Origin of the sequence: Enterococcus asini ATCC 700915, assembly GCF_000407365.1 — a bacterium.
GTDB lineage: Bacteria > Bacillota > Bacilli > Lactobacillales > Enterococcaceae > Enterococcus_C > Enterococcus_C asini.
Genome location: NZ_ASVU01000001.1, coordinates 1,612,212 through 1,624,291, shown reverse-complemented (window position 1 = coordinate 1,624,291; position 12,080 = coordinate 1,612,212). Strand labels below are relative to the sequence as shown.

General features: G+C 44.2%; 12 protein-coding genes and 1 tRNA gene. 1 reads left to right on the top strand and 12 read right to left on the bottom strand.

All coding sequences use genetic code 11. From position 1 onward, the window contains the following. Window positions 1–14 precede the first annotated feature (14 nt). The 3 genes from efp to I579_RS07895 all read right to left on the bottom strand — a co-directional run bounded on the left by efp (window position 15) and on the right by I579_RS07895 (window position 2,115). On the bottom strand, window positions 15–572 hold the full coding sequence (gene efp / locus I579_RS07905) for an elongation factor P (RefSeq protein ID WP_010754138.1): 558 nt from the start codon (window positions 570–572) through the stop codon (window positions 15–17). A gap of 148 nt (window positions 573–720) precedes the next feature. After that, window positions 721–1,788, bottom strand: a complete 1,068-nt coding sequence (locus I579_RS07900) for a M24 family metallopeptidase (protein ID WP_010754139.1) — start codon at window positions 1,786–1,788, stop codon at window positions 721–723. A gap of 93 nt (window positions 1,789–1,881) precedes the next feature. Further along, window positions 1,882–2,115 carry a GlsB/YeaQ/YmgE family stress response membrane protein gene (locus I579_RS07895; RefSeq protein WP_010754140.1) on the bottom strand — a complete coding sequence of 78 codons (234 nt, stop codon included), beginning with the start codon at window positions 2,113–2,115 and terminating at the stop codon, window positions 1,882–1,884. 140 nt (window positions 2,116–2,255) lie between these two features. Between I579_RS07895 and I579_RS07885 the strand changes: the two genes are divergently transcribed. Next, a protein-coding gene (locus I579_RS07885) for an IS3 family transposase (RefSeq protein ID WP_143139874.1) occupies window positions 2,256–3,412 on the top strand; the annotation gives its coding sequence in 2 pieces (ribosomal slippage) (window positions 2,256–2,535 and window positions 2,535–3,412; 1,158 coding nt in all). Between the two features lie 277 nt (window positions 3,413–3,689). Here the strand turns inward: I579_RS07885 and tnpA are convergent. The 9 genes from tnpA to I579_RS07840 all read right to left on the bottom strand — a co-directional run bounded on the left by tnpA (window position 3,690) and on the right by I579_RS07840 (window position 12,048). Then, a complete protein-coding gene (gene tnpA / locus I579_RS07880; protein ID WP_169337950.1) occupies window positions 3,690–4,172 on the bottom strand; it encodes an IS200/IS605 family transposase in 483 nt (160 codons plus the stop codon). 157 nt (window positions 4,173–4,329) lie between these two features. Beyond that, window positions 4,330–4,707 carry a DUF956 family protein gene (locus I579_RS07875; RefSeq protein ID WP_010754143.1) on the bottom strand — a complete coding sequence of 126 codons (378 nt, stop codon included), beginning with the start codon at window positions 4,705–4,707 and terminating at the stop codon, window positions 4,330–4,332. 100 nt (window positions 4,708–4,807) lie between these two features. Continuing rightward, complete coding sequence (locus I579_RS07870) at window positions 4,808–5,719, bottom strand: PTS system mannose/fructose/sorbose family transporter subunit IID (RefSeq protein ID WP_010754144.1); 912 nt, start codon at window positions 5,717–5,719, stop codon at window positions 4,808–4,810. 21 nt (window positions 5,720–5,740) lie between these two features. After that, window positions 5,741–6,556, bottom strand: a complete 816-nt coding sequence (locus I579_RS07865; protein WP_010754145.1) for a PTS mannose/fructose/sorbose transporter subunit IIC — start codon at window positions 6,554–6,556, stop codon at window positions 5,741–5,743. 22 nt (window positions 6,557–6,578) lie between these two features. Further along, window positions 6,579–7,568 (bottom strand): mannose/fructose/sorbose PTS transporter subunit IIA, encoded by a 990-nt coding sequence (locus I579_RS07860; RefSeq protein WP_010754146.1) that lies wholly within the window; start codon window positions 7,566–7,568, stop codon window positions 6,579–6,581. Window positions 7,569–7,639: 71 nt separating this feature from the next. Beyond that, window positions 7,640–8,143 (bottom strand): PTS sugar transporter subunit IIB, encoded by a 504-nt coding sequence (locus I579_RS07855; RefSeq protein WP_034810603.1) that lies wholly within the window; start codon window positions 8,141–8,143, stop codon window positions 7,640–7,642. 155 nt (window positions 8,144–8,298) lie between these two features. Next, a complete protein-coding gene (locus I579_RS07850) occupies window positions 8,299–11,187 on the bottom strand; it encodes a sigma-54-dependent transcriptional regulator (RefSeq protein ID WP_010754148.1) in 2,889 nt (962 codons plus the stop codon). A gap of 149 nt (window positions 11,188–11,336) precedes the next feature. Then, window positions 11,337–11,408 (bottom strand) — tRNA-Glu (locus I579_RS07845). A gap of 76 nt (window positions 11,409–11,484) precedes the next feature. Beyond that, window positions 11,485–12,048 (bottom strand): GNAT family N-acetyltransferase, encoded by a 564-nt coding sequence (locus I579_RS07840; protein WP_010754149.1) that lies wholly within the window; start codon window positions 12,046–12,048, stop codon window positions 11,485–11,487. Window positions 12,049–12,080 lie beyond the last annotated feature (32 nt).

Genomic DNA, 12,080 nt, shown 5'->3' with positions numbered 1-12,080 from the left:
GAATTCCTCCATTTCTATGCGCGGGATACATATGATCCGTCTGCGGTATTTACAATTAATTTGTCACCAGGATTGACAAAGAAAGGTACGTTGACAATCAAGCCAGTTTCCATGGTAGCTGGTTTTGAGCCACCGGAAGACGTATCCCCTTTGATATTCGGGTCGGTGGCTTCCACCGTTAAGACTACCGTATTCGGCAAGTCTACCCCGAGAATCTCGGAACCATACATGATGATATTGACTTCCATGTTTTCCAACATGTATTTCAATTCTTCTTCGATTTGTTCCCCAGGAATTTCGATTTGTTCGTAGCTTGCCATGTCCATAAAGACATAGTTGCCACCACTTTCGTACAAGTATTGCATCTTGCGGTTGTCAATTTGTGCTTTGGCAACTTTTTCCCCAGCGCGGAAGGTTTTTTCTTGGACCCCACCGGTTCGCAAGTTTTTTAATTTTGAACGAACGAAGGCCGCTCCCTTCCCGGGTTTTACGTGTTGAAAGTCCACCACGCGCCAAATGTCGCCATCTACCTCGATGGTCAAGCCTGTTTTAAAATCATTTACCGAAATCATGGCCATCCTCCTTATTTCCATAATCAGTACCTAGACGTAGGTTTTCTACGTCTTAGTTTATCATTCTTTTGCCACTTAGGCTATACAAAACCACTCATGGTAAAAAGAGGCAAAAGATAAGAGGCCCTAAGTTCAGGCCTCTTCCTACTTACAAGATAATCAATTCTTTCGTAGCCGAAGTCAAGACACGATTGCCATCAGGTGTGATCAACAAATCGTCTTCGATTCGGACACCGCCAATGCCTGGCAAGTAAATCCCTGGTTCATCGGTAATCACATTGCCCACGACAAATTGTTTGTCCGCTCGGAAGGAAACGTTTGGTCCTTCATGGATTTCTAGCCCGATGCCGTGACCGGTAGAATGCCCAAAGGCTTCCCCGTACCCTGCAGCAGTGATGTGATCTCGTGCCACTGCGTCTAGTTGAATTCCGGTTAAACCTGGTTTAGCCGCCTCTAAGACTTTCAATTGGGCTTCTAAAACAATTTGGTAAATCTCTTTTAATTGACTGCCCGGATCCCCGATAGCAAAAGTCCGCGTCATATCCGAAACATAGCCATCGTAGTAGCAACCAAAGTCCAAGGTAATCAAATCCCCTTGTTCGATGACTTTATCAGAAGCAACTCCGTGAGGCATTGCTGAACGCAAACCAGAAGCCACAATGGTATCAAAGGAAACACTTGTCGCCCCTAATGAACGCATGAAGAAGTCCAATTGATTGGCCACTTCGATTTCGGTCATGCCAGGTTTGATCATTTTCAATACATGCTCGTAACCTTGATCGGCAATGGCACAAGCTTTTTCGATAATGGCAATCTCTGCATCATCTTTGACTTCCCGTAAGTTTTCAATCATGCCACTCACAGGAACCAGTGGTGTTTCTTCGATGATTTCTTCTAAAACAGAATACTCGGCAAAGCTTACATAGCTTTCTTCAAAAGCCAAATCATTGATTTCTTCTTGTTGGCAAATTTTGGCCACTTCATCGAAAATTGGTCCAACGTTTTTCACGATTTCAAAGCCTTGTGCTTGGGCCGCTGCTTGCTCGGTATAGCGAAAATCAGTGACAAAAAAGGCTTTGTCCAAGGTGATCACCGCAAGTCCTGTCGTGCCGGTAAAGTTCGTCAAGTAACGCAAGTTGTAAGGACTGGTAACTAAAAAGCCATCCAACTGATCCTTTTTCATTTGTGCTCGTAATTTTTCGACTCGTAACATCATGGAAAGGTTCCTTCTTTCTACTTCGTTTTCGTATTCATTCATTATAGCAAATCACCCCCACTTTTGTGAGGGAAAAATCTTTTGTCTGCGTCTTTAGCGACTGCGACCGAAGAAAAAACTAATAACGGCGACAAAGATCACTGCGCCTAAAATCGATGGGATGACCGCCATCCCTGCTAGTTGTGGACCCCAGCTGTCAAAGAGACTTTGACCGATAAAAGATCCTACCAGTCCAGCCACAATGTTAAACAGGCAGCCTCGCTTTTCTCCGGTAATACTACCGGCAATGGCGCCGATTACGGCCCCGATAATTAATGTCCAAAGCATTGCCTTCACTCCTTTGTTTAAGGATAACACAGCTTTTCAGTCAAGGACACGGGAAGGCTCAAAATGGATAGGCTACAATAAACTAGACAGAAAAGATAAGGTGTGTAAACTATAAGAAAACACACTGGAGGAATCATTTTATGTCGCAAAGAAGAGAACGCAGAACCTATACGCAAGAATTTAAACAACAAATGGTCGATTTACTAAACTCTGGAAAACCAAGGGCCGACATCATCAGAGAATATGAACTAACACCATCGTCTTTTGACAAATGGGTCCGTCTGGCAAAAAAGACAGGTTCATTCAAAGAAGCCGATAATCTGACCCCAACGGAAAAAGAGCTTATAGCCTTACGCAAACAAAACCAACAACTTGAGATGGAGAATGATATTTTAAAGCAAGCAGCGCTGATATTCGGACGAAAAGACAAGTGATTGATGCAAACAAGCATACATATTCCATATCAGCGATGTGTAAATTATTAAATATTTCCCGTCAAACCTATTACTACAAAACAAAGGAAAAGCCGAGTGAAGCTGCGCTTGAAGCCGCCGTAACAGAAGAATTCAATCGCAGCCGCAAGAACTATGGTACGCGGAAAATCAAAGCTGCTCTGGCAAAACGTGATATCCTAGTTAGCCGTCGCAAAATCAGTCAAATCATGAACAGACGAGGCTTGAAATCAAATTATACAAAGGCAAATTATCGAAAGCATACATCGAATGTAAATCACTCCGATATTGAAAATACCTTGGATCGTGCTTTCACTGAACGAGAACCTTTGGAAGCAATCATCACGGATCTGACCTATGTAAGAGTTGGCACAACGTGGTGTTATGTTTGTTTCATTATTGATTTATTCAATCGTGAGATCATTGGTCATTCCTGTGGTCCGAACAAAGATGCACCGTTGGTCAAAAGTGCTTTCCAAACTATCTCCCATCCTTTGACTGAAGTAAAAATCTTCCATACAGATCGTGGGAAAGAATTTGATAATAAACTGATTGATACGATCTTAGAGACATTTGACATCGAACGATCACTGAGCAAGAAAGGCTGTCCTTATGACAATGCAGTGGCAGAGTCAACCTATAAATCATTTAAAGTAGAATTTGTTTATCCGAATACATTTGACACATTGAATCAACTCAAACTGCAATTATTTGATTACGTCAATTGGTGGAATTATCTTCGGTTACATGGTTCTTTGGGATATGAGACACCAATCGGCATTCGAAATCTGAGATTGGCGGAGCGAATCCTTGATAATGAGCATGGATGTGGTAGCGTTGCGTAGTGGACGATACATTTAATCGTTGCTTCGCCATGGTTGTTCCACGTCCATGGTGGCTCGTTGTCAAGGACAATCGGATTAGATAACAAGTACCTGTTTTTTACACTTTATAATTTTTGTCAAAAAAAGGGTTGCCATTCCAAAATCATTACCACCCGTCTAACGGGTGGTTTGCTCTGCGGGTGTAACCCCTTGTTGCTATGGCTACGCCTAAAGACGTTATCCTTCACTTTGTTCAGGCTCAATGCCCTTGGCACTTTCACTTACCGGTCAAACCGGTTTATTTTTTTCTGAAGCCACCATCTGAAAATGGGTCTTCATATTCTCGTACACTCAATTTATCGAGTGCGATATCGTGTGATTCCTGTTCCCGAATATACTTTGCGATTGTTTTTTCGTTTAATCCCACGGTACTAACATAATATCCTTCTGCCCAAAATTTTCGATTGCCATACTTATATTTCAAGTTGGCATGACGATCAAAAATTTGTAAGGCACTTTTGCTCTTTAAATAGCCAACAAATGAAGAGATACTAATTTTGGGTGGAATACTTACCAATATATGAACATGATCTGGCATCATATGTCCTTCGATAATTTCGACTCCTTTGTACTTGCACAAGAGTTGGAAGATCTCAATTAAATCTCGCCGTACTTGATTGTAAATTAGTTTCCGTCTATACTTTGGTGTAAATACAATATGATACTTACACATCCATTTTGTATGCGCTAAGCTGTTTGTTTTATTTGCCAAAAATCCCATTCCTTTCAATTGAGCCTGAACAACCCAATTGTACGACAGGAATGGGATTTTTGGTGGCATAGCCTCTGATTCTCTACCCGCATAGCGGGTAGTTTTTTGTTTCGGACGCTGTGCGACCTCAACAGGGCTCCACGCCCAACTTAAAAAAAGCAGGCAGCTATTTGCTGCCTGCGAATTTGGCTTTCACACCTCGTTTGATAACTTGGAAGAAAGACAAGGAGCGAACCAAGCGTTCTTCTGGGATATACTCGCGAATCGCTCGCAAGACTTTTTTCGGTTCTTTCGATGAAAAAGTAAAAGTCCCATTTTTCTTAGTACGAATGGCGTAACGAGGAATCCATTTGCCCCCAAACATCACCGAAGCGATCACCACGTCGACTTCTTCCCAGGGAATCTGAATGTATTTTTCAGCGGAGCGATTATTGTAAAATTCAAAGGCGTGATCGCCCACCATAATTTTGCCGTATTCACTTAACCCCATAAACGAGGTAGCATCGATACTTAAATCGACTTTGGTATTTAACGATTCAACCATTGGGCGTTCCCCCTTTTTTTATCAGTATACGTTTTTTGACGATTTTTGTCACGAAACCTATGTAAAAGGAGGCCACAAACGGCCTCCTAAAAAGTGCAGCTTACATCAAGCCGATTACGTGGAAGACAACGCCGACTACGAACAAGCCCAAGATGATGATGATTGGAGAAACTTTTTTCTTCAACAACCACATGCAAAGGAAAGTCAATAGCAATGCTGCCAAACCAGGAATCAAGGAATCCAAGTTGTCTTGCAAGGTCTTTGTTTGCACATCGCTTAGTGACAAACCACCAGCGAAGTCAGAGATTGCTTGACGAATTCCAGCTGTTCCTGAAGGCAATTTATCCCAATCGATATACGCACCTTCTGAAAGTTTAACTTCAGAAACCACTGGCGTGAATTTCACGTTTACCCAGCGTTCTACTAAGGCTCCCAATACGAACATCCCTAAGATGGATGCACCTTTTGTTACGTCTTGCAACAAGCCACCGGACAAGTCATCGGTAATTTTAGAACCAGCTTTGTAGCCAAATTCTTGTGTGTACCACATGAAAGCCCAACGAATGATATTCCAAGCTAAGAAGAAGATGATTGGTCCTAAGATACTACCGGTTAATGCCAAGGAAGCACCTAGGGCACCTAACATTGGCCGTACAGTAAACCAGAACACGGGATCGCCGACACCGGCCAAAGGTCCCATCATCCCAACTTTAACCCCTTGAATCGCTACATCATCAACTGGTGCACCATTGGCCCGTTCTTCTTCCAAAGCCAAGGTAACCCCCATGATTGGAGAAGCGATGTATGGGTGAGTGTTAAAGAATTCCAAGTGACGTTTTAAAGCCGCTGACCGATCTTCTTTGGTTGTGTATAATTTTTTAATCGCAGGAATGATGGCATAACACCAACCACCATTTTGCATCCGCTCATAGTTCCAAGAACCTTGAATGAAGGTAGAGCGCCATGCTACGGCCATACGATCTTTTTTCGATAAAGTAATCTTTTCTGCCATTGTTTTTCTCCTCCTTCAAGATTAATAGTCGTTCAAAATGTCGCCTAATGGGTCACCAGTGTTGCCGCCGGAATTGTTTGAACCAGAACCGCCACCAGATTTAGACAAGTTCAAGTAAATGAAGGCCAAAGCAACAGCGATGGTACCTAAAGCGATCAATGTCAATTCAGAAATTGCGGCTAGCGCAAACCCGATTGCAAAGAATGGCCAAACTTCTTTTGTAGCCATCATGTTGATAACCATTGCATAACCAACGGCTACGACCATCCCACCACCGATTGCCATACCATCTGTTAACCAAGCAGGCATCGCTTGTAGGAAGTTTTGAACTGTTTGAGCTGGGATGAACAAAAGTAAACCAGCTGGCAAAGCAATCCGCACACCTTGCATGATGATGGCGATTACGTGCCATAATTCAATTTTACGATAGTCGCCTTCTTCAGCAGCTTTGTCCATAATGTGAACGATTGGCACAGCCAAAGTACGAACGACCATGGTCAAAGCCAAACCAGCAACGGCTAGGGGAACAGCTACGGCAATCGCAGAAGGAATACCCGCTTCCCCTTGACCACCTAATACTAAAATAATTGCAGAAGCAACGGATGCCAATGCAGCATCTGGTGCTACGGCTGCCCCGATATTTGCCCAACCTAAGGCGATCATTTGCAAGGAACCACCAAGCATGATACCTGCTGTCAAGTTACCTGTTACCAAACCAATTAATGTACAAGCCACTAGTGGTTGATGGAATTGGAATTCATCCAAAATCCCTTCCATACCAGCTAGAAAGGCTACTAGAATTACCAATATCACCTGAATCACGTTTAAATCACTCATGATATGTCTACCTCCTATTTGATTATTTTGCTGCTAATTCTGCTTTTGCTTTTTTCAAGATTTCGTCCATATTGTCCTTGGAATCATTTGGCACTTTCCGTACATCAAAGGTTACTCCACGGTCTTTCATGGTTTCGAAGGCTTTCACGTCTTCATCCCCCATGGACAATACTTTACTTACAACGACTTTCCCAACTGAGTGAGCCATGGAACCAACGTTGACTTCTTTAATGTCTACGCCGCCTTCCATTGCACGCACAACGTCTTCCGGATTTTCAAACAAAAGCAAAGCTCGCGTATCACCAAATCGAGGATCTTTTGCGACTTCGATCATCTTGTCTACAGGAATTACGTTTGCTTTCACACCTGGAGGAGCAGCCTGTTCGATTAATTTCTTCCGTAAGTCATCTTTTGCTACCGCATCGGATACGACGATGATCCGAGATGGGTTCACCGATTTTGTCCAAGCAGTGGCAACTTGACCGTGCAACAGACGAGAGTCAATCCGGGCCAAGACATATTTGATATGGCCATCCCCTAAAACAGTTCCCGGTGCAATTGCTCCTTGATGAACGGGAGCAGCAGTAGCAGCTGGTGCAGCTTCAGCAGGTTCTAGAGATTCCGGTTTAATCCGTACCCCTTCTTTTGCTGTTTCCAAGATGTGGGCCGCAATTTCTTGGGCTTTTTCCATGGAAAAGCGAGACGCATAAGCTTCGATCACCATTGGTAAGTTCATACCGGCAACGATTGCCCATGTATCCTTGTGCTCTTCAAACAGACTATTTGCCTGGTTGAACGGTGTACCGCCCCACAAGTCCACTAAAAACAGGACTTCATTCTGGTCATCGAAAGTGGCGATTGCATCTTGCATTTTGGCTTTGATGTCATCGGGACCTTCTGAGGGCATCAAAGTGACCGCTTTGACGTTTTCTTGTTCCCCAAAAATCATGGATCCGGATTGCAAGATACCTTCAGCAAATTCCCCGTGACTAGCTAGGATAATTCCTACCATTTGTCTACCTCCTATATCATATTTTCATTAAAAATAGTCCGCAGAAATGAATAATAATGGCAACTACGAGACTATTGTAATGACGACTTGGTCTTGTCCTTGTCCAACAACTCGATCAGATTCACCTGACGATCACTGGGTACTTTTCGTACATCCAGGATGATTCCTTGGTTGACAAGGTAGTAAAACGTTTGAATGTCCGCTTCATCTAAAGAGATGAAATTCGTGATCATTCGTTTGCCGGCGATAAAACGCATCCCTCCGATATTCACCGAGGTCAACGTGACGCCTTTTCTGACTAATGCAGCCACATCTTGCGGCCGAGTGAACAAAAGCATCACTTTTTCATTCGCCAGTAGATTAGAAAAGAACAATTGAATCATTTTGTCTACGGTTAGTACATTCACCGTAATGCCGGGAGGTGCTGCTTCTCTTAGCAGAAAGCGACGTAAAGGGTCCGCGGCTACTTCGTCACTCACCACGAGAATACGGTTGATTGCCGTCTGTTTTGACCAGACCGTGGCAACTTGTCCATGAATCAGCCGATCATCGATACGCGCTAACCGGATATCCATTCCCATACGATCCCCCCTATCTTGCTCCCATATATTTAAAAGCAAAAACCGTGCCAACTTTCAAATGATACACTACCGTCAGTACCTCTTTTTTCTCGCTACAAAAAAATACACTTACCGACACAGTGTGTTTTACTGTATCGATAAGTGTATTGTTAGTTGAAGAAATCATGGGCTGGTACTTCTTCTTGATGGGTTTTCAAATTCAAGATTTCCAAGAGGTAGTACTCTTCTGCCAAAGGAATTTCTAAGCGTAACAGGCGCTCAAAGGATTGTACATGGAGATGCAAGCGAGAATAAAACTCATCGAGAAGAGTTTCTTCTGCTTGTTTTGACGTAATGGTCAATGGTTCTCGCAATAATACTCGCTCCACCATGCCCCCCACGTGCATCGCTAAGTTAATCGCCAATGGTTTGGTATTCCCTTGAGGCCCATAGGCTTCAATCAGTTCGTTTACAAAATCCCAAATCACTGGAAAAAGCTTCGGCACATTTAAGAAGGTAAAGTTTTCTTCCATATACGCCATGGCCGTTTCCTGAATCCCTTGCTCTTTTTTCGGCTCGTCTGCTACTAGTAGATCACTACCGGTCAGCAAGCGATTGATCAATTCTCCCACATCCGTCGTCAAAAACTGATCCAAAGGAATAAAAGGTGCCGCCAGTTTCGGATCTAAAATTCCCGTGGAAGCAATGATTTGATACTCTCCTTCTAATTGGGGCAATTGAGACTGCAAATCTACCACGGATTCCGTTAAAATTGTCAACTCTTGCAATTGACGTTTCGTCAAAGCTCGCTGAATAATCTCTTTGATCCGCACCGCCGTTCCTTCACCTGAAGCACAAATAGCCAAAATGGCTTGTGGCTTCTTAAGCAATGGAGCAGGTGGCGTTTGTACCACTTCCCCGCTACCATAGCCATTAAAAGAACGAAGGCTTTCATAAATGCTCTCCAAGTCACTGCCTAAAACCGAGGCTTTGCGCACCGCCTCTAAAACCAAGGCGGTAGTTACCATATCAATGGTGCGCACGGCAATTCCTGTGTTTCGAGTGATGGTCTCACTAAATGTCGCCAGGGAGCCCATATCTACCAAAAGTAAGACGCCGCCACCTTCTGCAACTTCCGTGACCGCATGTTGGATTTTTTCTAAGGCGATTTGCGGAGGCATATCTAAAGGCATGTCCACCCCTTGCACATGGTCCGCGCCTAACAGCTGGGTGACCACCCGCACCATACTCGTCGCCGTGGAGTCCCCGTGGGCCGCCACTACCACGCCGATTTTGCCTTCTTTTTGATTGGCCGCTAAAGAAATCAAGAGCACCGCCAAATAATAATCTTCACTGGCAGGAATCGTCACTTGAAAGACTTCGGCCAAATAAGCGCGAATCTTTTGGGCAATGGCAAACTCTTCGGGATAATCCGCCACCATTTGGCGAATGTTGTCATTGGTGTGGCGCTCTTCTCCCGTAGCCAGTTTTTTCAAAAAAGAGCTAATGTGTAAGCTCATGGCATAGAGAAAATTCTGCTGCAGCTCATAGTTCAAATGACCACTGACCATGTCGTAAATCCGATTGGTGGTCTCTATGATCCGCTCATCCACAAACTCAGCTAGTTTATTGTCCGCATTAAAGGTAAAACCGTGATCTTTATAGAAGGATTTCAAATGAATATTGATATCCGTGGAGATAAATTGATTAATCGCTTCTTGGTCCAAACCATCCGCTTTGAGTAAGGATGCTTTATCCCCAATGATGTCGTATAGATTGTAAGGCAATTCATAGGAATCAATCGAAATCTCCGAAGCACCGACCCGAGGATCAATGGACAGCTTCGGCTCCAAAATTTTTGAAAGCTCGGCATTTTTCTCCCGATCCTGGGTTACGGTAATCACTCCGGAACGAATCCCTTCTGGAATGTCCTCAAAATTAATCGAGATTTCCTCGCTATTCATGTGATTCAAAAAGCCTCGGGCACAAACTAGCTGGATATTTGATTTTAGCTGGCCAACATTCCCATAACTGACACTGCCAATCAGTGCTTTCACCACGTCTTGAGTGACGACGATGCGCCGCTGGATCCGTCCGGCTTCTTGGGCAATCATCATCTTCACTAGATCCACTTGTTCCACCGGTGGCCGCTGACTAAAAGCTGGCATACCGATGCTAATGGGAATCCGTCGCACAAAAGTAGCTAAGAGACTGGAATTAGGATCTTCTGTGGTTGCCCCAATAATGCGCACATCCGCTTGGTGATTTTTCGTGCTCTCTCCTAGACGGCTATAGGTGCCGTGATCCATAAAGTAAAAGATCATCTCTTGTCCTTCCGGTGGCAAGCGATGGATTTCATCCAAGAAGAGCATGCCCCCATCGGCCTGGTCGATAATCCCTAGTTTGTCTGCATCTGCACCGGTAAAAGCTCCTTTGACGTAACCAAATAAATGGCTCATTAGCAACTCTGGATTGTTGGCATAATCGGCACAGTTAAAGACGATTAACTCTCGGTCCGGGGCAATCATTCCGCTGTTCACAGCAAAACGAAACATCGCATGGGCAAAATAAGTCTTCCCAGAGCCAGTGGGACCAGTAATCAAGCAATTCAACCCCCGGGGCGGATAGAGGATCGCCGCTTTGGCTTGTTCGATGGAACTGCGCATGCTCCCGTGTTTGCCAATGATCCGATCAAAAATATCCAGTTCATTTTGAGCCGGGATATGCTGAACCGGGCGCTGATTTTCCCGAACATAAGGACTATCCGGGGACTCTTTGTAACTCATCACATAGTGTTTTTCCGGTAAATCAAGGTCATTATCATAAAGAGGCTTGTGCCGTGGCAAGGCATCTTTGACCCCTAATGGCAAATAGCGCACCGGGCGCCCATCCGTCTTTTGGATCTTTCCACCTCGGACTAAGGCATTTAGGTCTTTACTGGCATTACTCCGCTGAATCCCTAAAGCTTCCGCCACATCCGTTGTGGTCAGCCCTGCTTCTAAGCCTTCTCCAATTTCTTGTTCCAGAACATATCGATACACTCGTTCTAAACGCTTCATGTATCCGCTCCTTTCCCCCAACACATTTCAACGACAACGGGCAATCTTCCAAATAAAAAATTCTGTTTACAAGTAGCTGATTTTTTTCAGCACAAATCTTTAAAAAAAGAAACCGTACCTAATGAAAGATACGGTCTCAAAAGTCAAAATAGCCTGTACGGGATTCGAACCCGTGCCTCCACGCTGAGAACGTGGCGTCTTAACCCCTTGACTAACAGGTCATCTACATCATTATCATAGCACTTTCTGAAAAAATGTAAACTGATTTGACTTTACCGTTCATTGAGAAAACCATTACTACCAGACCTTTTCCGTCGCTTTTAAGAGAGGATAAGGTATAAAAGCCGAGGGATTTTCCGGAGGTGTTCCCAATTGTTTCTGAAACCACAAGACGTCTTGCCAAGCACCAAATTTGTAACCCAAGTGCTCAAAGGAAGCTACTTGGTGATACCCCCATTTTTGATGAAAGGCGACACTGGCTTCATTTCCCGCTGTGATACAAGCCGCTAGCGTGCAAATCCCCTGCTTAGCCAATAACGCTTCTAGGCGACGATACAGTGCACTCCCGACACCTCGGGCTTTACCTTTTTGTTTCACATAAACGGTGACTTCACAACTCCAGTCATAGGCTTCCCGTGGTTTGTAAACACTGGCATAGGCATAGCCTAAAACTTCACCGGCCGCTTCCGCTACCAAATAAGGATAGCGAGTTAGCGTCTCTTGAATCCTTTTAGCAAATTCATCTTCTGTGGGCACTTGGTATTCAAAGGTAATCGTGGTTTTTTCCACGTAAGGTCGATAAATAGCCAATAAAACTGGAGCATCCATCACCTGAGCTTCCCGAATTACTATTTCCGCCATTGACACACCTCCGACTCTACTTACTTTGAGCC